Origin of the sequence: Kocuria sp. HSID16901, assembly GCF_003989425.1 — a bacterium.
GTDB lineage: Bacteria > Actinomycetota > Actinomycetes > Actinomycetales > Micrococcaceae > Rothia > Rothia massiliensis.
Genome location: NZ_RBLM01000001.1, coordinates 363,548 through 388,336, shown reverse-complemented (window position 1 = coordinate 388,336; position 24,789 = coordinate 363,548). Strand labels below are relative to the sequence as shown.

Sequence of the window (24,789 nt, the reverse complement as noted above, 5' to 3'; positions counted from 1 at the left end):
TGTTATTTTCCTTCGGAAGAAAAGGACCACATGACGCCGAAACGGTCAAAAACCTGGCCGTACCAGTCTCCCCAGGGCGCCTTACTGAACGGCATATTGACGGTTCCGCCGGCCTCGGCCAATTTATTGAACAGCTCTTTTGATTCTTCAGGAGTATCCGTGGTGTACAGCAGCGAATACGCGGTTCCCTGAATCGGATAGTCGGTGCCGTCATCCATTGAATCCCCCGCCGCGATGGCTCCGTTCGGCAAAATGAGGGTGGAATGTGCGACCGACTGAGGATCAGGGGTGAACGGCATGCCTTCAAGTTTCACGTCGCCGTATCGAAGAATGGTCAATTCTCCGCCAAAGATTTCGTGCCAGAGTGTCATCGCTTCCGCGGTCTGGCCGGGAAGGGAAATATAGGTTGCTAGTGAGGACGTCATGATTGCTCCTTGTCACAGTGATGGTTCTCAGGACCAATATGTCACGGAAACGGGTGATCCAGATAGAGTCCGGGCATACTCGGAGCATGCTTGACCTGCACGTACCTCCCGGCCCTGGGGCTCCCCGAGGGCTGCTCATTCCTTCCAGCGAATTGGTCGAGCAGTTTTCACGTGCCTCCGGCCCGGGCGGGCAAGGAGTCAACACCACTGATTCTCGGGTGCAGCTGAGCCTCGACCTCACCACGACATCGGCACTCAATGATGATCAACGGCGTCGAGCGTTGGAAATCCTTGCACCACGACTGGCCGACGGGGTGCTCACGATCTCCGCGGCTGAGCACCGTTCTCAGCGACGTAATCGGGTGGCCGCCCGCGAAAGACTCTCCTCCGTCCTCCGGGAGGCCATCATGCCGCCGACGCCGCGTCGTCGGACCAAACCCACACGCGGATCGCAACGTCGTCGGCTCCACGGGAAAAAGATCCGGTCGGAAATTAAAAAACAACGTCGGGCGCCTCGGGGCGAGTAATGAGCGTCAGCAGCTGATTCTTTTGGCCTGGGCTGTTGCGCCGGACAGCCTCCACGTTTCTATCAATTCTGCAATTTCATTGACAGCGCCGGCCAGAATTTTAGTATGTGGTGAACAAGGAAATCTAACGAATTGACGCCGTCCGCCAGACTGCAAGCGAACCCCAAAGCCATATCGACGGAGTGATCATGAGCCACCAGGCAAGCCGGATCCAAAGTTCCAAGAATGTGGACTACACGACTCCGATAAGTTTTGCATTATTTCTATTTCTTGCCCTGTCTCCATATGCAACAAGCATGCTCAATTTTTCGGATTACGCAGGCATGGCAATCACGGTCGCCGGTGTGCTGTTGATTGGAGTTCTGGGGAAAGCCCTCGAGATGCGAAGCGCGAGGCTTCACGCGATGGACGACGTCGGCGCTGAAGACTCGGCGCAGTCTCACGAGAGTTCTGAAGTGGATCGACTGCCCCAAAACCCGTCCTCGACAGAGGATTCCATGACCCGTAGCTAGTCGAAGCTTCTGTTAGAAGCCTTTGGTGTATTGCCCGTTCGGGTCGTTTTGAAGCCCGGCACCTTCCAAAATCTTGTCGATATTCTTTCGATGCCGGCCCATGCCCGTCAGCTGAGTCACCATCGTGTTTTCGCTGCGAATGATGAGGTCAGTCGCTTGCTGGCCCGGGAAAACGTTGATGATGATAGTTTCGCCCCACGAAAGTGCACTCGCCCCGGTGTCGTTTTTCAGCGTGTTCGGCCCGTCAAATCTGCTGTTCCGCCCACCTAAAGCGTCCAGCGCAGGCCCCACCCGGTTCCAGACTTCTTGGGGATGCATGGGCAATGTCGTTTTGTATTGAAGGTGGCGTGCCATGGTGATTCTGGTGGGCCCTTCCTGAGCAGATTGGGTCAAATGTGGGGTTGCTAGCCAGAGATATTTCCACCGTACTCGTGGGCACGCCCCACGGACCGCATTAATGCCCGTTGCTATTTAGACCCACGTTCTCATGAACTGAAATTTCGTGGCCGTTCGCGCTTAGGGCAACAGGACGCGTTGAGAGCGTAAGGCCCTGACTCTCGGACCAGCCGAAGCCTATTCTGACGGCAGGACCATTCATGAGTTAGTAATTCCTCATGTACCACCACAACAGTTAGGAATCCCATGACCGAGTCGACTCAGACGTCAGATGCTCAAGATCGTCAGCCCACTGCGGATCCCGCCGAGGATAACGCCTTCTTTCCGTCGCCCTACTCTTTGAGCCAGTACACAGCTCCCGTAACGGACTTCGACGGACTTTCGACGGATGCCACCTATGCAGGAAACCGTTGGAAAGTTTTGGTCATTGCCACCGAGGAACGGTATATGCCGATGCAAAACGGCACGTTCTTCTCGACCGGAAATCACCCGGTTGAAACGCTCCTCCCCCTTCACCACATCGCGAAAGCCGGCTATGAGATTGACGTGGCCACGCTAGGCGGCGGCGTCGGAAAGTTCGAGTGGTGGGCATACCCGGGTGATGACCAGGCCATTCGCGAGACTTGGGAAGGCACCCGCGAGAAGTTCAAGAGCCCGCGCAAGCTCGCCGACGTCGTCGCCGACGGCCTGGACGACTACGCCGCCATCTTCATTCCAGGTGGTCACGGTGCCATGAACGGCATCCCGGAAAGCCGGGACCTGCGTGACGCTTTGGACTTCTTCATAAACGAGGATCGGCTCATCATCACCCTGTGCCATGGTCCGGCAGCCCTTCTGGCCGCCGGAATCGACCGGGAGGCCAATCCCCTTGCTGGCCGGCAGATCGTGGCGTTCCCCGATGCCCTCGACGCCGGAGCGAACATTGAGATTGGCTATCTCCCCGGCGCGATGCCTTGGGCGCTCGGCGAAGCCCTCACGAAGGACGGCTTCACGATCACCAATTCCGAAATGAGCGGCGCAACCGCTCGGGACGGGAATCTGCTGACGGGCGATAGCCCCTTGGCGGCGAATCAGCTGGGCAAGGACTCGGTGAAGGCGCTACTGGAAGCCTTTGGCGAGTAGAACGAGTGTCTTGAGGGGTGGCCTGCTTCGATGGGCCGCCCCTCATCGCCTAACCAAGGTAAAAAGTTTCATTCCTTAAGCCTTATGCCACTTTGAGTGGAGTGAACGTCGCAATCTGCGCACTCTCGTTATTCTCTACGCAATCAAGTTCGTAACGACTTTGGAGATCGATCCAGAACTCCGCCTACGTGCCGAAGTATTGTGCGGATCCCCCACCCTCCGAACTCCTTGAGATACTCGCTGTCGAGGAGAGGTCGAAGCTCACCCAGATCGACTTCATTGAGTTTCTTGTTGGAGGTAGATCTCGCCCGAATGATGCTTCACGCGTCGACCTCCCACGGGTTTAGATGTTCCACGCCCGCGCTCTGTCGAGCCACGAGCACGTCGGCGTAGCGGTCGGCTGCTAAGTCATCGAAAGGGAGCACGGCGCGGCCGCCCCGGTACGGTGCGAGCGCCGCGTTGATGCGCCTGGCCAACTCATCTCTACGCCGACCATCTGGCAGCCGCCGCACACCTGCCAACAGTTCCGCGAGCGTGACGGACGTTATCGCGACGTCACCTTCCAAGTACGCGAGCCAGTCCACCACACGTGGCTCTGGAAACTGCCGAAAGATCTCCGTGATGACGTTCGTGTCGAGAATGATCACTAGAAGTCCACCGCCCGCGCGACGTCATCGCGTACAGGGATCGGCGGCTCTTCGACGTACCGACATCCTGCGCGGCAGCCAGCAGAGCCATTCCAATGTGCGCTCTGCATGCAGCCTTGGTCAGAATGGCGCGAACCTCAGCTTCCATGGACCGTCCGTGCTCCCTCGCCTGCGCGGCGAGTTGCTGTTTCACGGCGTCATCGAGACCGCGAACGATGACGGATGATATCGGCAAAGCACCTCCTCTGATATCAATATCGATATCAACGTGCATGGCAATCTTGCCAGGGGCGAGGAGGCGCAACACGAGCCTGCAGCGTGCGCTCTATCGGGAAACGACCGGGGCCACTCGCGGGGGCCGAGGCTCAATCGTCGAATCTAAACTCAGCTTGGTTCCATCACGAAGTAATTTCATGCGTGCAACGCGGTTTGCGTAGGGGGTGCATCGAAATGCGCCGGATACTCACCAACAGGTTCAGGCCTTTGAGTTCATCTCCAGGAGTCTGATGATCTCGTCGTGAAGTCTGCAGTCGTCGGGATCGAGACCATCGAGCACTTCCTCCAGAGTCACTGTCGTCTGGCGGATCATCAAGACATCAACGAGGGTGACGAAGACATACGAGTAGTTCACTATCTCTAAATCGACAGTGCTCTTCCAGCATGGATCCCTTTCGTTGGCATACCAAGCCGTGGGCCCAAACTTGAGTTGCACATGAGACCCGCCAGACCCGGCCACGCCTTCCGAAACATCGACTGTGATCGTCCACTGGTAGATGCCCTGCAGATTCGCACCTACTTTGCATGTGGGTGCACCGCCAAGAGTCTCGCGGACCTGACGTTTTAGGGGGCCCTCGGCGAAGGCTCGAAGACGGTTCTTGACCCCCTGGAGCACTTCACGTCCCTCGACGAACTGTTCTCTCGCCTGCACGGCCAAGTCACTCGCGAACTCCTCCGCCGCTTCGTCCTGCCTCCGTGTCTGATACCGCTTGGCTTCGCCTGTGTCGCACATGGCTGTTATGAATCGGAGCACATCTCGTTTTTCCATAAGGCCTCCTGACCTCACAAATTTTCGATGCATCTGCTGGATGAAGGAGTACGAGTCCGAATTCTCCTGCTGGTAATTCGGATCGTCACGAACCGCATCGTACAACCTGTCGATCAGCCTGCTATACGTCAGGACCAGCGCCTTATCCCAACCACTGGTTTGCCGGGATCGGTCTTCATCACGACACAGCAGGACCACCGCCCCCTGTCTCCCCTCACGACGACTGAAGTCCAGGTAACGCTCATACGCGTGACCATGCCCATCCGAGATGAAGTAGTTCTCCACAACGAGCGAGGCGTCCTGGTTCTCGAGCACCAGATCCGCGATGTCGGCCGGGTCCCCTACCGATCCAGTGTTCACCTCCTGTCGCACTCGGTAGCTCCCATAGTCGAATGGGGAAGGACCCGTGCAGGCGGCGTTCACTTCATCGATGAAGATCCGGATGAACCGGTCGTGCAGATCATGAGATCCGCCGCTATCGAGCAACCATCCGAATACATTGGAGATCTGCCGCTCATGGGTTCCGTGGTGCATGACATCAAAAACGTTGAACTTCTGGTCCAACGACTTTCCAAGAATCGGCAAAAGCTTGGGGACCAACTCACCCGTCATTTTCCGCTTTCTCGTTTCTCTGTGAGGTAGGAACTCGTCATTCCATCATGCACGAATCGTTATCCTCATCGAAGCATCATTGCCCTTGGCCTAAGTCGGCCACCGCTCGACGTTCAGCTCCAACAGCTGCTTCTTCTGGGTGACTGTCTCACTCCTTCGTCCGAATGCTGCCCAAGACGTTCGCTACAACTGCACGCTACTGTGAGTATTGAGCATCGGAACACCCATACGCGGTGCTACAAAAGTGCTACCAGACAGCGTGTCGCTACGTCCGTTTGAAGCACGGATAAGCCTACCGACCTTGGGCTTAGACATTAAAGCGGAACTCCACCACGTCCCCATCCTTCATCACATAATCCTTCCCTTCCATCCGCACCTTGCCCGCGGCCTTGGCGTCAGCCATCGAGCCACATGCATCGAGGTCCTCGAAGGAAACGATTTCGGCCTTGATGAAGCCGCGTTCGAAATCCGTATGAATGACGCCGGCGGCCTGAGGCGCCGTGTCACCCTTGCTGATGGTCCACGCGCGGGATTCCTTAGGGCCCGCCGTCAAGTAAGTCTGCAACCCAAGGGTTTGAAAACCGGTGCGAGCCAGCTTGTCCAGGCCGGATTCTTCCTGGCCTGACATTTCCAGCATCTCGCGTGCCTCATCCTCGTCGAGCTCCACCATGTCGGCCTCGAGCTTGGCATCCAGGAATACTGCTTCCGCCGGTGCCACCAGGTCGCGGAGTTCCTGCTGGCGTTCCTCCGACTGGAGGACGCCGTCGTCGCAGTTGAAAACGTAGATGAAGGGTTTGGCGGTCAGCAGGTTCAGTTCGCGGAGCAGATCCGTGTCCAGCTTGGCAGCCGCGGCTCCACGGAAGATGGTCTCCCCCTCTTCCAAAACTTTCTGCGCTTCTTGATAGGCCGCGAGCTGAGCGGGGTCACCCTTCTTGATCTTGACCTGCTTTTCCAGCTTCGGAATGGCGTTTTCCAGCGTTTGGAGGTCGGCCAGGATCAATTCAGTATTGATGGTCTCCATATCGGAGGCCGGGTCAATCTTGCCGTCCACGTGGACGACGTCGGGGTCGTCAAAGGCGCGGACCACCTGGGCGATCGCGTGCGCCTCGCGAATGTTGGCCAGGAACTGGTTGCCCAATCCTTCGCCTTCGGAGGCACCCTTGACGATCCCGGCGATGTCCACGAAGGAAACAGTCGCGGGCAGGATCCTCTCCGACCCGAACAGCTCCGCCAAGCGGTTCAGCCGCGGGTCCGGCAGGTTCACCACGCCAACGTTCGGCTCGATCGTCGCGAATGGATAGTTCGCCGCGAGAACGGTGTTACGGGTCAGTGCATTGAAGAGGGTCGACTTGCCCACGTTGGGCAGCCCCACGATTCCGATAGTTAAAGCCACGTTGACTAACCTTACCGGCCTAGTCCTCGACCCGCATGCTGACCTGAGTTTCGTGTTCCACCGTCCGGGAAACCGTGCAGTCCTTCGTCCGCGACAGCTCCACGAGTCGAGGCACCATCGAAGCCGCCTTGTCCCCTGCTTCGCCTTCGGGGAATTTCACGCGGAAGGAAAGCTCGACGTCGCCCAGCCGACTCCCGCCCTCTTCGTCCGTGTATTTCAGGCCGCTGGAGGTCACGCGGAATTCTTCCGGCTCCACGCGGCGTGAGGTCACGACGTCGACGTCCACCGACGAGCACCCGGCAATCGCTGCAAGCAAGAGCTCGACCGGCGTCATTAAGCCTTCGCCCTGACCAAATTCGACCGAAACCCCCTCGGCGTTGGTCGCCTGATACCGCTTCGACCCAAGCCGCGTTAATTCCACCGCGCGGTATCCGGGATCGTTCTGCCGTTCCTCTGATGCATTCACGTTCTCGCTCATGACTTCATCCTGCCGCATCACCGACCCCTGACAAACGTCATGGCCAATTCGTGACATTCGGTATGAGAACTCGACAGGAAATCCCAGGAAACTCGACATATGAACGAGCCAGTCATCGAGGCCCATGGCCTCACAAAAACCTTCACCTCCGGTTCCGGGGCGAGTTTCAACGCGGTGGACGGAATCGACCTGACCATCGGTCGCGGCGAAATCATCGGATTGCTTGGCCCCAATGGTGCCGGCAAATCCACCCTGATCGACATGGTCTTGGGCCTCACAAAGCCTGATCAGGGAACCATCACCGTCCTCGGTGGTGCACCCCGATCTGCCATCGCTCGTGGCGACGTCGGCGCGGTCCTCCAAACCGGAGGCCTGCTTCCGCAGCTTTCGGTGAGAGACACCCTCAGGATGATCGCCGCGACCCATCATCACGAGATTTCGGTGGACGACATTCTGGCCCAAGTTGACCTGACGGAATTGGCCGATCGCAAGGTCGTCAAATGCTCCGGCGGTGAACAGCAGCGCATTCGGTTTGCCCTGGCCATCATGCCCTCACCGGAGCTACTGATCCTCGATGAGCCCACCTCGGGCATGGACGCCAACGCCCGCCACAAATTCTGGGAGTCGATGCGCCAGCAGGCCCACCACGGACGAACCATCGTCTTCGCGACCCACTACATCGAAGAAGCCCAGAATTTCGCCGAACGGATCGTCATGGTCGGCAAGGGACGCATCGTCGCCGACGGTCCCACCGATGATGTCCGCTCCCGCGTGTCCTCGCAGACCGTGAGCGCGATTCTTCCCGAAGGTCTCAACGCTCATTCATTGCCTGGTGTCCTTTCGGCCACCGTCAACGGCAATCGCACCTTCATGAGCACTGCCAACGCGGACGCTCTGGCACGCCATCTCCTGACTCACACCCCAGCCGAGAATCTACTGATCGCCAACGCATCGCTGGAAGACGCCTTCATCACCCTGACCTCCGAGAACGAGGCGGCTTCCCCGGCCACCTAACCGTTCTCCCCTACCCAAGGACTCCTCATGAACTTCGCGCTCTATACCGCCATCGATCTGCGTCGAATACTCGCCGACCGCTCGGGACTCTTTTTCTCGATCGTCCTACCGGTCCTGTTTTATCTCCTTTTCGGCGCCATGCAGAATTACTCCGATATGCCCTTGAATGACGGCAATGTGGGCGCCTACGTGATGATCGGGATGGCGACCTACGGTGGTGTCATTGCCGCGTGTGCCACGGTGGGCAACGTCGTCGTCGAACAAACCACTGGCTGGGGCCGTCAGATTGCGCTGACGCCGCTGTCTACGGGGTCCATGCTGATGTCGAAAGCCATCATCATCCTGGTGCGCGCCGCCATGCCGGTGGCCGCAGTGAATATCGCTGGCATTTTCACGGTGGCCGATATGCCCCTGGGCGAATGGATTTCCGCCGCCCTCATCTCCGTTGTGGTCTCATTACCATTCGGCTTTTACGGCATGATTTTCGGATTACTTTTCCGCTCAGACTCAGCGGTGTCGATTTCCAGTACCGGGCTCGTCATTCTGGCCTTTCTCGGCAATGCCTTCTCTCCGCTACCGGAGTTTCTCCTAGGATTTGCTCGCTTTACGCCGATGTACGGCCCTTCGACGCTGGCGCGCTATCCTCTGAGTGAAGGCATCCAGTCCATTAGCGACGGAAGCGGAATGGTGACCGATCCTCTCTGGTACTCGATTGCCAATGTCCTCGCGTGGACCCTGATCTTCGCAGGGCTCTGCGCCCTACTAGGCCAGCGCCAGAAGGGACGCCCTTGAGCCGACTGCCCCACTTCAGCATCAGCCACGCGATCCAGGCCGGCGTCTGGCTCATCTTCCTCGCGTTCCCCATCGGGTCACTCCTCACCCGAGGCAACTCCACCGGATGGGTGATCAGCGGACTATTGGTCATCGCGCTCTTCGCCGTCGTTTACGTTGTAGGTTTCGGATACGCCAGGATGTTTCCCACAAGACGCCAATATCCGTGGCTCATTCTCTGGTACACCATGATGGCCCTCATCGCCTTATGGATCGCGACATTTGTGGGCCATTGGGTCTTCAACCTGACTCCGTATTTTGTGGCTGCCTGCATGTTTACACTCCCTCCGGCTGTCGGGATTTCCGCGTCTGCGGTCATCATGTGCGCATCCACCTTGGGACTGGTTCGGTGGGCGGAAAATGGAATCTCGTTGCTCTACTCGGCTGCCGGCACCATGATCGGTTCGATCATCATCATGATCATCGCGACGGTCGCTCGACGCGAAGAAACGAGCCGAGAACTCAGAAGTCGCCTAGCCGTCTCCGGGGAACGCGAAAAAGTGGCCCGAGACGTTCACGACCTTTTGGGCCATTCACTGACGGTCATCAATCTCAAGGCTGAGGTCGCCGCAAAGCTCTTGGAGACCGACCCTGACGGTTCACGCGACGAAATTCTGGAGATCTCTCGCCTCTCCCGTGTGGCGCTATCCGACGTTCGATCGACCGTGACTCGATTGCGACGACCCGATTTTGGCGGCGAAGTGGAGGCGGCCCGTCGCGCCTTGGAAACCACGGGAATCACTGCGGATCTCCCCGATGCCCAGGCAGCCCTCCAACTACCCGGCGTCAACGCCTCCTTATTTTCCTGGGCACTCCGGGAGGCGGTGACCAACGTGGTGCGACATTCTGGTGCCTCGCATTGTCGCGTGATCGTGACGCCGGAGAAACTTCAGGTCGAGGACGACGGCGTCGGCATCCGAAGCGACGAAGGCAACGGACTCGCCGGCTTGCGTGCGAGGGTCGAAGAATCGGGCGGCACGCTTCTCATTGGCCCGCTTGATCCACAACGTCACTCGTCCTCCGAACGGGACCCAGGAACCCGGCTCTTGGTCACCATGACCGGAGACCACAAACCTTTGGAAGCAACATGAACACCATTCGAGTCTTAATAGCCGACGATCAGCACCTGATTCGCGGCGCCCTCAGCGCTTTGCTCAGTGCAGAATCGGACATCGACGTCGTGGCTGAGGTCGGCAGAGGGGACGACGTTCTCGCCGCAGTCCGGGAGCACGCCGTCGACGTGGCTCTGTTAGACATCGAGATGCCCGGCATGACGGGGCTCGAAGCAGCCGAAGCACTCAAAGAGGCCGGATCTCCGTGCTCCGTCATCATCGTGACGACCTTCGGACGCCCCGGTTACCTCAAACGCGCGCTGACCGCAGGGGTCCAAGGGTTCGTCGTGAAAGATACTCCTCCGGGGCAGCTAGCCGAAGCTGTTCGCCGGGTGCATTCCGGTCTCAAGGTCATCGACCCATCGCTGGCGGAAGAATCCCTCTTCAGCCAAGACAACCCCCTCACGGAACGGGAGGTCGATGTGTGCCGCGCCGCGTTGACGGCATCGGACGTCAAGTCCATTGCCGCCGCCGTTCATCTATCCACCGGGACCGTGCGCAATCATCTCTCCTCGGTGATTCGCAAAACGAACGCCAATAATCGACACGAAGCGGCCCGGACGGCCCAAGACAACGGGTGGCTCTGAGCCACTACTCTCTGCGGTCGAGGACGCTCGTTCTTAACTTGTCAGTCCCTGCTGGCACAGTAGATGCCATGAATACTCTTCCCCTTGTGTTGATCGCCCTCCTTGCCCTAGTGGTGGGCGGAGTCGTCGGCTTCGTGCTTGGTCGACGCCGCCCGCAATATGGGCCTGACCTCGAACAGGAGAATGCGCGCCTGTCCTCGGAGCTCGCCGCCGCCCTCGAGGGAAAGCGCCTGCTGTCAGAACGTGTGGAGGCCCTGGAAGAACGAGCCCGAACTGATCAGGATGTTCTGCGAGCGCTGGCGCCCGTCAAGACTCAGCTCGCCACCGTGGAGCAACACGTTAGGCTCATGGAACGCGAGCGAGCGGACCAGTTTGGCTCGGTACGCGAGGCGTTAGAGGTTACCCGACGCGGTCAGGATGACCTCCGAGAATCCACCCACCATCTCTCGAGTGCATTGCGTTCAACCTCGGCGCGAGGTTCGTGGGGCGAAACCCAGCTTCGACGCGTCGTCGAGGCCGCGGGCATGGCACCGCACGTTTCCTATTCAGAACAGGTCAGCTCCGAGGCGCCGGATTCGTCCGGCACGGTTCGTCGCGTCCGCCCGGATATGGTCGTTTCCTTGCCCCAAGGAAAAGAAATCGTCCTGGATTCGAAGGCTCCACTGAACGCGTACCTGGAGTCGCAAGAGGCCGATGACGAATCGGAAAAAGCCGCGTGGGAGGCCAAACATGCGAAGGCGGTCCGTTCGCATGTGGATGCCCTCGCGTCTAAGAGGTACTGGGATTCGCGGGAAACGTCACCAGAGATGGTGCTCTGCTTTCTACCGATGGAGTCCGCCCTCTCCGCCGCATTGCGCTCTGATGCGACCCTTCTGGACTACGCCTCGGGGAAAGGCGTTGCCCTCGTTTCTCCAGTCTCATTGCTCGCATCGCTCAAAGCCGTTGCGCTGTCGTGGCGGCAAGAGGCCATTTCCCAGAACGCGCGCGACCTGCTTCAGCTCTCGCGGCAACTCTACGAACGGCTCGCGACCGTCGGTGGTCACCTCGGGACTATGGGGCGGTCTCTGACCAAAAGCGTTGAAGCCTACAACTCCATGCTCGGCTCGTTGGAGTCACGCGTGCTGGTGACGGCCCGACGCATCAATGATTTAGACGCAACGCGTCCGGATGACGACCGACTGACCGTCCGTCCGGTTGAATCAAGCCCCAAACCGCTTGCTGCCCCCGAATTTTACGGAGAAGGCCCCACGTCCGGAACCGAATCCTCAGAAGACGTGTTTGGTGTCTCCCCGCGGGCCCGTCAAAACCTGGAGGATCACCAGGATGACGGCTAAGCCCAATCCGATGCCAAGCGTCGTCAAGGTCCACGGCTGAATATTCTCCGTCAGGGCGCGACCCAGGTGCTGCGAGATGAGCCCGCCCGTTCCGGCCACATCAGCCAACGAATCGTTGAATCTATTACCGAGGAGCGACATGGAAGCCCACGTGAGTAGGGCAGCGCCGGCTGATGCCATCGCCACCATGAGGAGCTTGCCCCTCGGCGCGATGACCCCCGCCGCGAGGGCCAACAAGCCTGCCAGCGTTCCCAACACCGGCGCCGCCGACGTCATGTGCTGTGCCTTGTGCAGACGGCTCGCGGTTTCCCCCTCCCCTTGGTCATTCGTCTTTTGTTCTAAGGCGACGCGATGGTCCCCTTGGTTTAGACCCAAATCCACATGGAGCACGTCGTGAACCCGGTTGTTGATTTCGTCGTAAAACGGACTCGCATCCAAAACCAAAGTCGACGACGGAGAGGACCCAAAATTTGCGTCATGGGTCGCATCTGCCGTGTCCGCCCACACCGACCGGAATTCATCCGAGTTGACGGTGTTCGACACGGCCGAATGCACCACGCCCTGGGCCGTGGCACGCAGCGCATTCTTGGGCCCAGACAACAACCCAGAGGCCGAACCGTCACCCAGGAAACCCTTCACGGTATCGGAGGCCATGACGTCGTCCGTGACATGGTTCGACAACTCGTCCCGGAAATTTTGGTCGGTCACGACGTCGGCGGCTGCGTCACCAAAATGGCCCTTGTCGACGATGGTCGAGCTAAACCAAGACAGAGCGACGGTTGCCGTCGCGAGAACGATGGCCGCGAGCGTGCACAGAACCGAGAGCGTCCAGCGAACAGGGTGAGATCCAGCGGTAGTGGGCATACAGCAACCATAATTGCTCCGCACCCCACCGCCCACTTGCTCGGCCTTTCTGCACAGCTGACATGCCCAACGCCACGCTTCCACGCAAGGCACCCGGATACGATGAAATGGTTGCACACCACAGCATTCGAACGTATCTTCGAGTGTGTTGTGGGTAAGTACGTATTTTGGCCCTTGGAGGCTGAGGAATGCACAACGGCGCGGCAATGTTCCGCCGCGCGGCACCGACCTTCAGGTGGAGACGATAGGTATGAACCATGAGTAACCCCAAAACTTCGGGACCCTCGGAGTCCTCCTTCCCGCCCGTTCCAGAGGGTTCTGGCCATCATGAACCCTCCGGCGGGCGTGAGCTGGCCGCCCTGGCCAGAGAGACCACACCTGAGAACCCTTGGCCCCTCCACATGCTCTCCCAAAAGATGCACCAATACATCGCTCGGTGCGACGCGATGTGGGTCGAAGGGCAGATCATCGAGCTGAAGAAGCGCGCCCGCGTCACGTACCTCACGCTCCGGGACCTCGAAGAAGAAATCTCGGTGCCGGTGAGCCTTTTCCCCCGGGAGACGGCCATGGTGGATGGGGAGCTCGCACACGGCATGCGTGTGGTCGTGCGACTGAAGCCCGATTTCTGGACCAAGACCGGTCGGTTATCGATGCTCGGGAGCGGAATTCGCCAGGTCGGTCTCGGAGACATGCTGGAACGCATCGAAAGGCTCCGTCGAAGCCTACAAGCGGAAGGCCTTTTCGACCCTGCCCATAAAAAGCCGCTACCGGTGCTCCCCCAGCGCATCGGGCTCATTACCGGTCGCGATTCCGATGCCGAGAAAGACGTCATTCGCAATGCGCGGCTCCGATGGCCGGGTGCTCACTTTGAAGTGCGTGAAGTTGCCGTGCAGGGCGTTCATGCACTCTCGCAGGTCACAGGCGCCCTTCGAGAACTGGACGCGGACGAGGCCGTGGACGTCATCGTCATTGCCCGCGGCGGCGGCGCCCTCGAGGACCTGTTGCCCTTCAGCGAAGAAGGCATGATCCGAGCCGTGTACCAGGCCAACACCCCGGTCATCTCGGCCATTGGGCACGAAGCCGACCAACCCTTGCTGGACTATGTCGCGGACTGGCGGGCTTCCACCCCCACGGACGCCGGGAAAACGGTCGTGCCCGACGTCGAAGAGGAACGGCTTCGTATCGCTCAGGCCCGAGCCGCGACCGAGCGGACCCTCCGAACGTACCTAGACCGTGAAGCCCAAGCACTCGCCCAGTTTCGATCGCGGCCGGTGCTCGCTCATCCAGAAACCATGCTCATGGCGCGGGAGGAAGAGACCGACGCTGCACGTCAGAGGGCTTTCCGGGCCGTCACGGTTTCCTTGGAACGGCATCGGGAATCCGTGGCTCACCTGCGCTCTCGGGTACGTTCGCTGTCCCCGCAAAAAACATTGGACCGCGGATACGCCGTGGTCCAGGATGCCGCTACCGGCGACGTCGTCCGGGAAGCTTCCGCGCTGGGCTCAGGTTCTTCGGTCCGGGTCAGAGTCGCGTCGGGTGGATTCGACGCCACCGTCGAGGACCTACACACCGATGACCCTCGAGACCAGTAACCACCTCAAGCACCGCCAGCACAAACACCGACATCGTCCGCTCCACCCGTCTGGCTGCCTGTAACGAACAGACCAACCAACCACCATTCACCCTGACGAAAGGCCTCCAGCCATGAACGACCAGGAAAAATCCACTCCATCCGTCGACGAGCTCAGCTACGAACAGGCTCGCGAAGAACTCATGAGCATCGTCTCGCGCCTAGAATCCGGCACTTCGAGCCTGGAAGATTCACTCGCTCTGTGGGAGCGCGGCGAGGCCCTGGCTCAGCGCTGCGAAGAATGGTTAGACGGCGCAAAAAACCGCCTGGACGCGGCGAAAGAACGTCGCGCCCAGGCGGATTCCGGTGAGGGGTCGGCATCGTAGCTCCCGCGGTTTAGCAGGGCACGAAGGGCCGACCCCCGGTTGCATCAGCTCTGGTGATAGCCGCTGAGGAATTCCCCAATGCGGTCGATGGCCGTATCGAGGGTTTGCACATCCGGCAAAGTCACCAAGCGGAAGTGGTCCGGGGCCTCCCAGTTGAAGGCCGTGCCGTGACTGACGAGGATCTTCTGTTCCTTGAGCAAGTCCAAGGCGAATCTCTCGTCGTCGTGAATCCCGAACTTTTCCACGTCGAGTTTCGGGAAGAGATAAAGAGCTCCCTGGGCCTGCTGGCAGGTGACCCCGTCAATCTCGTTGAGCTTTCGATACGCGATGTCGCGCTGTTCCTTGAGACGGCCACCCGGCAAGATCAAATCATTGATGGACTGGTAACCGCCCAAAGCCGTCTGAATCGCGTGCTGCGCCGGAACATTGGCGCACATGCGCATATTCGCCAAGAGTTTGATGCCCTCTACGTAGTCGCTGGCCTTCCACATGGGACCGGTGATGGCCAGCCATCCCGCGCGGTACCCCGCCACACGATAAGCCTTGGACAGGCCCGAATAGGTCAGGCAGAGGACGTCTTCCCCGGCGAGCGACGCGGTATTGATCATCGAAGCGTCGTCGTACGTGATTTTCTCGTAGATCTCGTCCGAGAAGAGGATTAGCTCGTGTTTCCGGGCGACCTCCACGATGCGCTGCAGAGTCTCCCGGGAGTACACCGCGCCCGTCGGATTGTTCGGGTTGATCACCACAATGCCCTTGGTCTGAGGCGTGATCTTGGATTCGAGGTCTTCGACGTCCGGATCCCACCCGTTCTCTTCATCGCACCGGTAGTGCACGGGCGTACCACCGGACAGCGCGACCGAGGCCGTCCACAGCGGGTAGTCCGGCGACGGAACCAAAATCTCGTCCCCGGGGTTGCACAACGCCTGCAAAGACAGCGTGATCATTTCAGAGACGCCGTTGCCGATGTATACGTCGTTCGTTTCCAGATTCCGGATTCCACGCGTCTGGTAGTACTGCACCACGGCCGTTCGCGCCGAATAGATTCCCCGCGAATCCGAATACCCCTGGGCTTCCGGCAGATGACGGATCATGTCCATCATGACGGCGTCGGGCGCCTCGAAACCGAAAGGTGCCGGGTTACCGATGTTGAGGCGGAGGATGCGATGCCCCTGCGCCTCCATTTTCTCGGCCTCTTCGAGTACCGGTCCTCGGATGTCGTAGAGGACGTTGTTCAGCTTTTGCGACTGCCGGAATTGTGCCATGTCGGACAGATTACCCCTCGTCGCCGTGTATGAGGTGGTGTGTCATCCGTCTCGCGTCTAGATGACGCCTTCGTGAACCCCTCAGCCCTTGTTTTCTCGAAGCCAGAACGACGCAGCGTCCTCGGAAGAAATCGGCTGGTCACCGGAGGTCAGTTGGTCCAAGAAAACCAGATCAGAGGTGCCGATCTTGCCCGACAGCGAATTGATGGCGTCCTTGGCCGAATCGGGAACGTCGCTCTCCCGAATAATGGGGGTCACCTGTTGCGCCACAAAATTGGCTTTGGGGTCCTCCAAAATGAGGTAGTTATTTTCTGGGATGGAACCCGATGCCGTGAAAATATCGGCCACGTCCACTTCGCCGGCGGCAAGCTTATGGGACAGGTCCTCTTGGCTGTCGACCTCCACGAATTTCTTGGGAGTGCACCCGTACAAGTCCTTGAGGCCCTGCGCCCCGTACGTTTTCGCGGGGAACCCGGTCGGAACACCAAAGGTCAGGTTTTTGCACTGACCCGTCAAGTCGGCGATGGTGGAAAGCTTGTACTTGGCGGCCGTAATCCTATTGACCACCAAGGCATCCTTATTCTCGGCCGACGAGGCATTGAGCGTGGTTACCCCTTTCGGCAACACTTTGGGCAAAGTCGCCGAAATATCGCTGCTAGACATCCCGTGAATGTTGAATGCGGCCGTGGGTGTGGGCGTTGGTGTCGCCGATGCACTCGCCCGCGGATTAGTGCCGTCGCTCTCGCTGGGAGTCGGTGTGGCCGTGGCCTGCGGATTGTCTTTGCCACCGTGGGTCAGATCGAGCAGCAGGTTTCCGGAATAGTCCGGCACGATATCTGGCGAGGAATCCCCGCCGTCGTTCAAGGTCCGGACGTATTCCTCCCGATTTTTCGGGGTATCGATGACTTCGGTTTTATATCCCGCGTCCCGGAGAATTCCGGCGTACAAATACGCGATCGTCTCGGTCTCTTGTGAGACCCCTTTACCGATTCGGATAGTTCGATATTCCGACGCCGAGGGGTCGGAGGTGACGCCGTTGCCTCCGGAACAACCAGTCAGCACGACCGCAAGGCTCGCCACCAGGGCGAGAATCGAAACTGACCAACGCTTCACCACGTCACTCCTCTAGTTCACACGGATAGTTAGGGGCCGATGCCGGGACCCTAATAGGCCAATCCATAATATTTCGCGGCGACCTCCACGAGGGAGACCTTACGAATCTTCGGCAAGTCGTCCAGCGGGATCCAGGCGACGTCGTCCGTGGAACCGCCGATATCGGTCACTCCCGCGCGACCACCCGTGATGAAAGCCCGATAGAGAATCCTCAGGCTGTGAAAAGGCTTGTCGCGGCCGTCGTCGTAGTACTTGCTGTCCACCCCGAGTATGCCGTCGAGGCGCACGCGATATCCGCTTTCCTCATAGGCTTCACGAATGACGGCCTCTTCCGCCGACTCACCGACTTCCAAACCGCCACCCGGCAACGTCCATCCCGCGCGTTCCGGATGCCGCTCTCCGGTCCAGTGGGTCAACAGAATTTTGCCTTGTTCGATGATCACCGCGTAAGCGGCGGGTCGTGTGTCCATCTGCAGAGCCATGGAGACAATCCTAGTGGGGCCCGCGTGAGCTTCCGTCCTCAGCAGACGATCAGCCCGCTATTAGTCACGGCTCAAGGCTTACGATTACGGTGGATTCCATGAATATCACCGCCGAGAATCCGCAGAATCTCTTGACGGACCTTTCTAGTTTGGAATTTTGGCTCGGCCACCCGCTGCGCATCGTGCTGATCTTCGTCATCGCGATCGCCCTGAACATGGTGGCGAGGTCCGTGATCCGAAAGGTCACCGAGGGCATCGCCCGTGGCACCCGGGTCCGGGTCGTGAGCAAGAAAAGCGCCGACGTCGCCCAGCCCAACACCACCCAGAATGAGTGGATTGAAGACGCCGTCACGGCCCGTAAGCGCCAATCACAGCGCGCCCAAACTGTGGGTTCTGTGCTCCGCTCCGTCGTGACGATCGTCATCTGGACCATTGCCGTCCTCATGATCATCTCCGAATTGGGCTTCAACATCGCTCCGGTGATCGCCAGTGCTGGTATTGCCGGTGTCGCTTTGTCCTTCGGCGCACAGTCGCTCGTCAAGGACTATCTGGCGGGAGTCTCCATCGTGGCCGAGGACCAGCTCGGCATTGGCGACGTCGTCGACCTGGGCGAAGCCAGTGGCACGGTCGAGTCGGTGGGTCTGCGCGTGACGCAGGTGCGTGACGTCGAAGGCACCCTCTGGCACGTCCGCAATGGGGAAATTCTGCGTGTGGGCAATAAATCGCAGGGCTGGGCGCGCACCATCGTGGATGTGCCCGTCCCCTACAACACCAATATCGAAGAGGTCACGGAGCTGCTCCTACATGCCGCACGTCAGGTCAAAAAGGAAACCGACATCGGCAAGTCCATTCGCGGCAAACCCGAGGTGTGGGGCATCGAGGAAATGACCGGCGAATACCTCACGTTGCGCATTGCGATTCGGACTGCCCCGCTACAACAGTGGGACGTCGCTCGAGTTCTCCGCATCTATGTCAAGAAGGCACTGGATCAGGATGGACTGCGCATACCTCTGATGAACCAATCCGTGATTCATGGAACGCAGAGCAACCCCATTGTGTCCGCGAACACTAACGCCTCGAGCCCCGAGTCGAGCCACGGCGACTCTTCGCAGGGCGGTTCGGCTTAGGCTTCGTTCGATTCGATGACGCCCGGCCCGGTTTTCCAGTAACCGCGGCCGGGCGTTGTGCATTCGCCCCGGCGTCTTTTCTCGACCGGCCGGTCGATCCGCCGCGCGAACTCGCCGACGTCCGCCCCCTCACGACGCCCACGAATTCTTGAAGAATGGCCTCATCGGGCTCCGGCCGTTCCAGGTCGCGCGGCCAAGCCAGTACGACGGGCCGTTCCCGCATACCGTCGACGGGGCGAAATGTAACGTCCTTTCGATGGTGATGCCGCGCTAAGGACATGGGCACGATGAGCAGGCCAATTCCCGCGGCCACCAGCTCGACGGCGTCGGCCGTGTCTCGCATCGAAGGCAACTTGCGCGGTTCAGCGTCATCCGCAGTAGCCCTGATGCTCGCCCACTCGGGAATGGACTCCGGCCGTTGCAGCATGAATTCCTCGGACAGCTCCTCGAGTGGAACCGTATCGAGCAAGGTCAGCACGTGATCGATGGGAAGGACGACGACCATCGTCTCCTCGTACAGCTTGACCGTGTGGAAACGGTCGCGATCGTTGAGCTTGGGCTCGTCGTCGGGTCGGGCTAGCACCATGTGAGCACGCTCTTGCTCCAAGGTTTCGACGCCACGGGCCGCACCTACCGGCAAGCGAGTCAGAGGGGTGGAACGAGAGAAACGGTCATCCCAGCGATCAAACCATTTGCCTGGCATGACGCCCGGAACGAACCCCACCGTAATACCCGCGGAGAGCGGACCGAGAAGTTCCGGAGCGGAAGGGGCATGGGCCTCGTCCGCAGCGTTCGGCGCGCTCGGCTCTGGTACTTGAGTCATGCAGTCAATGTATCAGCGTGGGAGCTTGGCCAGGACCGTCCGATTTGTCGAAAAAATCCCTCGGGAGTACTCTGGAGGGGTTGTACGGGGCTATAGCTCAGTTGGTAGAGCGTTTCGTTCGCAATGAAAAGGTCAGGGGTTCGATTCCCCTTAGCTCCACAAATGTAGGGACGCGGTCAGTGAACCGCGTCCCTTTTTTGGATCAGTGAGGATCCCGCGGGAGCTCGGACGATGCCTCGTCCCCCACGACGCGTGATCGGCGCCTCCAGTACCGCACCGCCACCACGGCCACGATCACCACACCCATTGCCAAGACGGCGAACCAGGGCCGTTGCAACCAAGCCCACACCACGGCCATACCAATGGTTCCGTAGATGACTCCCCATATGAGGGTTCCCACCAACATGGCCGGAATCCATCGGGGCAAAGGCATGCGAGTTAGCCCCGTCACCGCGAGGACAGCGGTCTGGAAGCCCACGGTCAGGTAACAGGCCGGGACCGCCAGTACGCCCCAGCGATGAACCACGGCCTCGGCTCGACGATAAATAGCGGAATCAAAGGCCAGGTTGATGGTGGAGGCACGGCGTCCACCGGCAGAAGCGGCCCGTGCCAGGCCATAGATCGCGGAAGACCTCATGATCCCGCCGGACCAAAAGAAGAGGATCGCTATCCACAGATCCAGGCCCTCGATCCACTCGCGCATACCTTGACCTTACCGAATCACTCCGTGGAACCCGCATTCGCCCCTTTTGTGTGAGTGATATCCAACACAACTTGTGACCATCGGAGCCACGGAAGGCCCCATACTCCCCCGCTATTCCGCCAAATGAAGAACTTAACGACGCCTTGTCATCAAGAAACCCAAGGTAACCCTAACTTGGGGCTAGCGGCCCACATCTCTATTAGGTAATGTTTTCATTACCAAATAGCCGGGAGGCAAACCTGGGACGGTCCGGAACATTGGACTTAGCGCGGTTGGTGCCTCCGAATTGAGTGAAGACCTTCTTCCTGTGTGTGATGCAAAGGATGGCCCCGGGTACTCCCCGGGGCCATCCGCTTTAACCCAGCAAACGAATCGGGAGGTGGGCATTACCCCTCCCCATTCGCGTCAGTCGAGCTCGTTCACCAAATCGAGTCCGTGATCCAGGGATTTCTCCAAGTGAACCGCCGTCGCACCGGCAAGCACTCCCAGCGCGTACCGATCCTGTTTCCGACGCTGGAAGACTCGCGCGGCGTGATCCAGCCAGTCCACCGCCGCCTTCAGATCCATGGTGCGGCCCAATTGCGACTGCAACTTCTTGGCATCGTGGCGTTCCGAACTGACCTCGTCGCGCTTCTTCTTAGGCACGGCCGACTCCGCCGACAAGGTATCGATGACGTAACGCAGCGATTTCGCGGCTTTCCGCACGTCGTGCAGGCCCTCAAGCGCCTCTTCCATGACCGGGTCCCCCTGGTCGCCAACTTTCCCTCCGCGACGGACCAAGCGCTCATTGAGCGCCGAAAGCATCGCCTTGGCGACCTTCTTTCCCGACCAGTCCGCGGCATGGGCCTCCAGAACCGGCTGGGCCGCGACGGCACGCAATTCCGTGAGCACCGCGAGATGCTCCTCAGAGCGCAATCGTGTGGTCGCAGAGCGCAAGGCCGCCGCCTCCTCCTCGACCAGCACCTCCGAGATCTCATCTCGGGCGACCTGGGTGAGTCGCTCCCATTGATCGCTCTCGCTGAGGACCTCGCGCACTACCTCGAGGTCGCGATACGGGCTCAAACTGCCACCGCTCGCCTTGAGGCCTTCTGAAAGCCTCTTCTCGGTATCTGCATCGATGATCCCTCGTAGACCCCGCAGGATGCTCCGGAGGCCGCGCAAACGAATACGGAGCTGATGCACCGAATCCTCGACGCCCGCGTGCACACCGAGGTCCAATGCGGGTACGTCGTCGAGGTATTCGTGCAACGCTGCCGAAATGAGCTTCTGAGCTCCGGTCAACGCAGGCGTGGACTGAGCAGGCTGAGGCGACTCCTGGATCTCGATCTGAGCCGACTCGTCGAAGGCTGGGTCTTGGCCCAGCGCGCGGGCGATCTTGGCGGTCGCGGTGGACGACGTGGCGCCCGCACGCTTGAGAACCTTTTCGACCTTCTTAAAGACCTTGTTCTGGGCCTTCTCACCGAGGGTTTCATCCAACAGCTCAACTTCCCATTCCCGCCACTGACGCTCCGTGCCGGTCGAGAAATCCGTCGAATGAACGGTGTCGTCACACACCTCTGCGACCTCGCGGCCCTCGTCATCGCGAAGAACCGTCCGACGCCGCTGCGTGGTCAATTCAGCAATGGGCGCCAGTTCCTCACCCAGGGTGATCCCGCCCAGCAGGGAGGAGACGGCGGCCGGCATAGCGGACGACGTCTTCAGAAGGTCGTAGTGGACTTCGTGGCGCGTATCCCCGAGGGCAAATTTCACGTGCCAGCCTTCGTCATGCCCGCCACGACGACGCCGCACCACGACCCGGTTGGCGCCCAAGGCCCGCCCCGGGGTATCGAAGTAGGTTGCTTCCAGATGCTGGTCCTCGGGGTGTTCGTCCGGCGTGAGGTGGTTCAGTTCGCTCAGGTCGGGGTGCACGTCCGCGTCGGCGGGTGCCTCGTACTTACGTTCAATTTCTTCGTGAGAGCTACTCATCGGCTGTCTTCTCTTTCTGCCGCGCTGCATCATTGCGGCCGTGGTTCGGTCCCTGCAATAACCCTATCGACAAAGCAACCCGCCGGTAGAGCCGGCGGGTTGCTTTCCATCACTTTTCGTTGAGCTGGGCGCGGATCATGCCCTGCGGCGAGAGAGAACGTCGTCGAGATTGAGCTGCGACCGACTGCTGTTGCCCTTTGAGGCAGCTTCCGTGACCGTCGTCGAGGTGGATTGAGGAGTTTCGGGAGCCACCGCCGGAGTAGGAGCCGGACGCCGCGCTTCGGGGGCGTCGATGTACATCGGCTTGGGCAATTCCACGGGCGACCATTCGCTCGTCGCCGGGGTGAACGCGATCGGCTTTCCCGCAGCGACTCGACGGGCCTGCTCCCGAAGAGTCTCGATATCCAGCCCAGGCTCTTCGACGAAGGGGACATTCTCAGAATGGTCGCACTTGGTCTGCGCAGGCGCTTCCTGGACAGAGGGCAGGCTCGCCGCAATTGTCTCGGAGTCGCGCGCCACATCACGATCCGAGGGGGCACCTTCGGTACGGGCCGAACTGGTGCCTTCAGCGTTGAAGAAACTCTCCCGGTCCTTGACCACTAGGCCCTGCGTAGATTCCGGGGTCGACGCAAGCTGTTCAGCTTCAATATCTTCGGCCCACTCTGCAGAACGATCATCTGCGGGGACAGTTGCCGGACGAGCGACCGCCTGGCGGTCGGCCAAGGCAAGGTAGCGCAAGCTCACGAACGCCCCGAGACCCAGGATGAAAGCGAATACCGGCAAGGTCCAGGAAACTGCGGTGAGAGGCGCGAGAATTGCGGTCACAACGCCGGTGAGCAGCGCCGCCAGGCCGAAGAGGGCAACTCCGGTACGACCCCAGCGAATGTGAGGTGTGGCGTTCTGGGCATGATCTGCCGTGCCGCTAGTCGTCTTTCGCGACGGACGCGGAACACGAACACCTTCCTGTCGAGGATTCTCGGCCGGGTGTACGGATTCTTCTTCCGTGATGCCACGCCGGGCCTCGACGTCGTCTGAGCTCACGTTTGGTGTGCTCGGGGACTGGTTACTGTACATGTCATTCCTTTGACGCAGTAGCACGTGGTCCCGGGGGAAGGCGGGTTCTGTGTCCTCCATAATATCGCTCGCGCTGACTTGCGCGACGACTGTTGGACGGCGACGTCGATCGATGACACGCACCGACCAAAAAACGACGACGAAAGCAACCACCAACAACAGGCTGGAAGCTGAAACCCATGAAAAAGACACGCTTGTAGTTTAGCCCGGAAATCACGCCCCCAGGGATTTCCAACAGGGTGTGTCACGCCCCTCATCCATGAATTTTTCGAGTGCCCAATTCATGAAAAACGAGGCGGGGCAACCCACCAGGGTGCCCCGCCTCGCGCGGTTCGCTGTGAGTTCAGACCTAGCTTTCGGGAAGGGTCTCCACGAACTCCTTAAGCCAGCTCCGCAGGCCAGGGCCCAGATCGTCACGTTCTGCCGCGAGGATCACGTTGGCCTTGAGGTAGGACAGCTTGTCACCGGTGTCGAATCGACGTCCCTTGAAGATGACGCCGTAAACGCCATCGCCTTCGCCGGTGCCCTGCCCCATGGTTTCCAAGGCATCCGTCAGCTGAATTTCGTTACCGCGTCCGGGAGGAGTGTTCTCGAGAACATCGAAGACGTGCGGATGCAGGACGTACCGTCCGATGATGGCCAAGTTCGAAGGAGCTTCCTCCGGCTTAGGCTTCTCCACCATGCCAGTAACCTTGACGTACTCTTCACCCTCCACGGCTTCCACCGCGGCGCAGCCGTAAGCGCTGATCTGGTCCTGAGGAACTTCCATGAGGGCGACGACGCTGCCACCCGTGGACTGCTGAGCAGTAATCATGCGCTCCAGCAGATCTTCTTTTTCATCGATGAGATCATCGCCCAGAAGCACCGCGAAGGGGTTATCCCCCACGTGGGTTTTGGCACGCAACACCGCGTGGCCCAGTCCCTTGGGGTCACCTTGGCGCAGGTAGTGCAGTTCGCCCAACGCCGTGGCCTGCTCCACCGATGCGAGAAGGGCATCCTTTCCCTGTTCCTTGAGGGAAGCCTCAAGATCGGGAATCCGGTCAAAATGATCCTCGAGGGCCCGTTTGGAACGCCCCGTAATCATGAGGATGTCTTCGAGACCTGCGGAAACAGCTTCCTGCACGACGTACTGAATAGCCGGCCGGTCCACCACCGGCAACATTTCCTTGGGGCTCGCCTTGGTGGCAGGTAAGAACCGTGTACCCAACCCTGCGGCCGGAATGACGGCTTTGGTGACGGGTTTTTGTGAATCATTTGCGGACATACAATTCAGAATAGCTGAGAGCCCTCGAAAATTCGGGAGTTTTGCCACCTTTCCGAGGCAATCCACCGGCCAAACATAGCCGTGACATGGTCACCGGAAGGTATTTCCCACCGGTCCA

At 59.7% G+C, this 24,789-nt stretch carries 27 protein-coding genes and 1 tRNA gene; 12 read left to right on the top strand and 16 right to left on the bottom strand.

Features of this window, described 5'->3' with window-relative positions; all coding sequences use genetic code 11:
• Positions 1-2: 2 nt before the first annotated feature.
• Entirely contained in the window at positions 3-425 is a 423-nt protein-coding gene (locus D8M21_RS01885) for a VOC family protein (protein ID WP_048682850.1), read from the bottom strand.
• An 86-nt stretch (positions 426-511) separates the two neighbouring features.
• On the opposite strand from D8M21_RS01885, the gene arfB reads away from it, so the two are divergent.
• A complete protein-coding gene (arfB, locus tag D8M21_RS01880; RefSeq protein ID WP_048682855.1) occupies positions 512-952 on the top strand; it encodes an alternative ribosome rescue aminoacyl-tRNA hydrolase ArfB in 441 nt (146 codons plus the stop codon).
• Between the two features lie 296 nt (positions 953-1,248).
• Positions 1,249-1,464 (top strand): hypothetical protein, encoded by a 216-nt coding sequence (locus tag D8M21_RS01875; protein ID WP_126855609.1) that lies wholly within the window; start codon positions 1,249-1,251, stop codon positions 1,462-1,464.
• A gap of 12 nt (positions 1,465-1,476) precedes the next feature.
• Here the strand turns inward: D8M21_RS01875 and D8M21_RS01870 are convergent, their stop codons facing one another.
• Complete coding sequence (locus D8M21_RS01870; protein ID WP_048682861.1) at positions 1,477-1,818, bottom strand: hypothetical protein; 342 nt, start codon at positions 1,816-1,818, stop codon at positions 1,477-1,479.
• A gap of 288 nt (positions 1,819-2,106) precedes the next feature.
• Between D8M21_RS01870 and hchA the strand changes: the two genes are divergently transcribed.
• Positions 2,107-2,982, top strand: coding sequence for a glyoxalase III HchA (gene hchA, locus D8M21_RS01865; RefSeq protein ID WP_048682864.1), 876 nt, complete (start codon positions 2,107-2,109; stop codon positions 2,980-2,982).
• Between the two features lie 320 nt (positions 2,983-3,302).
• On the opposite strand, the gene D8M21_RS01860 is transcribed toward hchA, so the two are convergent.
• From D8M21_RS01860 to D8M21_RS01840, 5 genes are all read right to left on the bottom strand, one after another.
• Complete coding sequence (locus D8M21_RS01860; RefSeq protein WP_082156863.1) at positions 3,303-3,629, bottom strand: PIN domain-containing protein; 327 nt, start codon at positions 3,627-3,629, stop codon at positions 3,303-3,305.
• Positions 3,538-3,903: a FitA-like ribbon-helix-helix domain-containing protein gene (locus D8M21_RS11455; protein ID WP_238650919.1), complete on the bottom strand. Its 366-nt coding sequence runs from the start codon at positions 3,901-3,903 to the stop codon at positions 3,538-3,540. Before D8M21_RS11455 ends, D8M21_RS01860 begins: the two co-directional genes overlap by 92 nt.
• A gap of 201 nt (positions 3,904-4,104) precedes the next feature.
• Positions 4,105-5,238, bottom strand: coding sequence for a PD-(D/E)XK nuclease family protein (locus D8M21_RS01850; protein WP_161800289.1), 1,134 nt, complete (start codon positions 5,236-5,238; stop codon positions 4,105-4,107).
• A 355-nt stretch (positions 5,239-5,593) separates the two neighbouring features.
• A complete protein-coding gene (gene ychF / locus D8M21_RS01845) occupies positions 5,594-6,679 on the bottom strand; it encodes a redox-regulated ATPase YchF (protein ID WP_048682868.1) in 1,086 nt (361 codons plus the stop codon).
• Between the two features lie 19 nt (positions 6,680-6,698).
• Entirely contained in the window at positions 6,699-7,157 is a 459-nt protein-coding gene (locus D8M21_RS01840) for an OsmC family protein (protein WP_048682915.1), read from the bottom strand.
• Between the two features lie 99 nt (positions 7,158-7,256).
• Between D8M21_RS01840 and D8M21_RS01835 the strand changes: the two genes are divergently transcribed.
• The 5 genes from D8M21_RS01835 to D8M21_RS01815 all read left to right on the top strand — a co-directional run bounded on the left by D8M21_RS01835 (position 7,257) and on the right by D8M21_RS01815 (position 12,035).
• Positions 7,257-8,171 (top strand): ABC transporter ATP-binding protein, encoded by a 915-nt coding sequence (locus tag D8M21_RS01835; protein WP_048682870.1) that lies wholly within the window; start codon positions 7,257-7,259, stop codon positions 8,169-8,171.
• A 27-nt stretch (positions 8,172-8,198) separates the two neighbouring features.
• Complete coding sequence (locus D8M21_RS01830) at positions 8,199-8,963, top strand: ABC transporter permease (protein ID WP_048682872.1); 765 nt, start codon at positions 8,199-8,201, stop codon at positions 8,961-8,963.
• On the top strand, positions 8,960-10,093 hold the full coding sequence (locus D8M21_RS01825) for a sensor histidine kinase (protein ID WP_048682874.1): 1,134 nt from the start codon (positions 8,960-8,962) through the stop codon (positions 10,091-10,093). Before D8M21_RS01830 ends, D8M21_RS01825 begins: the two co-directional genes overlap by 4 nt.
• The gene (locus tag D8M21_RS01820) at positions 10,090-10,701 is read left to right on the top strand and encodes a response regulator transcription factor (RefSeq protein ID WP_048682877.1); all 612 of its coding nucleotides are present in this window, start codon (positions 10,090-10,092) and stop codon (positions 10,699-10,701) included. Before D8M21_RS01825 ends, D8M21_RS01820 begins: the two co-directional genes overlap by 4 nt.
• A 68-nt stretch (positions 10,702-10,769) precedes the next feature.
• A complete protein-coding gene (locus D8M21_RS01815) occupies positions 10,770-12,035 on the top strand; it encodes a DNA recombination protein RmuC (protein WP_082156864.1) in 1,266 nt (421 codons plus the stop codon).
• On the opposite strand, the gene D8M21_RS01810 is transcribed toward D8M21_RS01815, so the two are convergent.
• Positions 11,967-12,899 carry a hypothetical protein gene (locus tag D8M21_RS01810; RefSeq protein ID WP_048682880.1) on the bottom strand — a complete coding sequence of 311 codons (933 nt, stop codon included), beginning with the start codon at positions 12,897-12,899 and terminating at the stop codon, positions 11,967-11,969. The two genes, D8M21_RS01815 and D8M21_RS01810, sit on opposite strands and share 69 nt — an antisense overlap.
• Positions 12,900-13,156: 257 nt before the next feature.
• Here D8M21_RS01810 and xseA point away from each other — a divergent pair, with 257 nt between their 5' ends.
• Positions 13,157-14,491 (top strand): exodeoxyribonuclease VII large subunit, encoded by a 1,335-nt coding sequence (gene xseA, locus D8M21_RS01805; protein ID WP_053090024.1) that lies wholly within the window; start codon positions 13,157-13,159, stop codon positions 14,489-14,491.
• 112 nt (positions 14,492-14,603) lie between these two features.
• Positions 14,604-14,855 (top strand): exodeoxyribonuclease VII small subunit, encoded by a 252-nt coding sequence (locus D8M21_RS01800; RefSeq protein ID WP_048682882.1) that lies wholly within the window; start codon positions 14,604-14,606, stop codon positions 14,853-14,855.
• Between the two features lie 44 nt (positions 14,856-14,899).
• Here D8M21_RS01800 and D8M21_RS01795 read toward each other — a convergent pair whose 3' ends face one another.
• From D8M21_RS01795 to D8M21_RS01785, 3 genes are all read right to left on the bottom strand, one after another.
• A complete protein-coding gene (locus D8M21_RS01795; protein WP_048682884.1) occupies positions 14,900-16,120 on the bottom strand; it encodes a pyridoxal phosphate-dependent aminotransferase in 1,221 nt (406 codons plus the stop codon).
• An 81-nt stretch (positions 16,121-16,201) separates the two neighbouring features.
• On the bottom strand, positions 16,202-17,233 hold the full coding sequence (locus D8M21_RS01790; protein ID WP_161970365.1) for an ABC transporter substrate-binding protein: 1,032 nt from the start codon (positions 17,231-17,233) through the stop codon (positions 16,202-16,204).
• Between the two features lie 50 nt (positions 17,234-17,283).
• Positions 17,284-17,715 (bottom strand): NUDIX hydrolase, encoded by a 432-nt coding sequence (locus D8M21_RS01785; protein WP_048682890.1) that lies wholly within the window; start codon positions 17,713-17,715, stop codon positions 17,284-17,286.
• 98 nt (positions 17,716-17,813) lie between these two features.
• On the opposite strand from D8M21_RS01785, the gene D8M21_RS01780 reads away from it, so the two are divergent.
• Entirely contained in the window at positions 17,814-18,842 is a 1,029-nt protein-coding gene (locus D8M21_RS01780) for a mechanosensitive ion channel family protein (RefSeq protein WP_065424318.1), read from the top strand.
• Here D8M21_RS01780 and D8M21_RS01775 read toward each other — a convergent pair.
• Positions 18,784-19,665, bottom strand: a complete 882-nt coding sequence (locus D8M21_RS01775; protein WP_126855605.1) for a LysR substrate-binding domain-containing protein — start codon at positions 19,663-19,665, stop codon at positions 18,784-18,786. The genes D8M21_RS01780 and D8M21_RS01775 overlap by 59 nt on opposite strands.
• A gap of 86 nt (positions 19,666-19,751) precedes the next feature.
• On the opposite strand from D8M21_RS01775, the gene D8M21_RS01770 reads away from it, so the two are divergent.
• Positions 19,752-19,824: transfer RNA gene (locus D8M21_RS01770), tRNA-Ala, on the top strand.
• Between the two features lie 43 nt (positions 19,825-19,867).
• Here D8M21_RS01770 and D8M21_RS01765 read toward each other — a convergent pair.
• From D8M21_RS01765 to galU, 4 genes are all read right to left on the bottom strand, one after another.
• Positions 19,868-20,368: a DedA family protein gene (locus D8M21_RS01765; protein WP_048682599.1), complete on the bottom strand. Its 501-nt coding sequence runs from the start codon at positions 20,366-20,368 to the stop codon at positions 19,868-19,870.
• Between the two features lie 405 nt (positions 20,369-20,773).
• Positions 20,774-22,333, bottom strand: a complete 1,560-nt coding sequence (locus D8M21_RS01760; protein WP_048682602.1) for a CYTH and CHAD domain-containing protein — start codon at positions 22,331-22,333, stop codon at positions 20,774-20,776.
• 135 nt (positions 22,334-22,468) lie between these two features.
• On the bottom strand, positions 22,469-23,407 hold the full coding sequence (locus D8M21_RS01755) for an NfeD family protein (RefSeq protein ID WP_048682605.1): 939 nt from the start codon (positions 23,405-23,407) through the stop codon (positions 22,469-22,471).
• Positions 23,408-23,756: 349 nt separating this feature from the next.
• The gene (galU, locus tag D8M21_RS01750) at positions 23,757-24,671 is read right to left on the bottom strand and encodes a UTP--glucose-1-phosphate uridylyltransferase GalU (RefSeq protein ID WP_048682607.1); all 915 of its coding nucleotides are present in this window, start codon (positions 24,669-24,671) and stop codon (positions 23,757-23,759) included.
• Between the last annotated feature and the right edge of the window lie 118 nt (positions 24,672-24,789).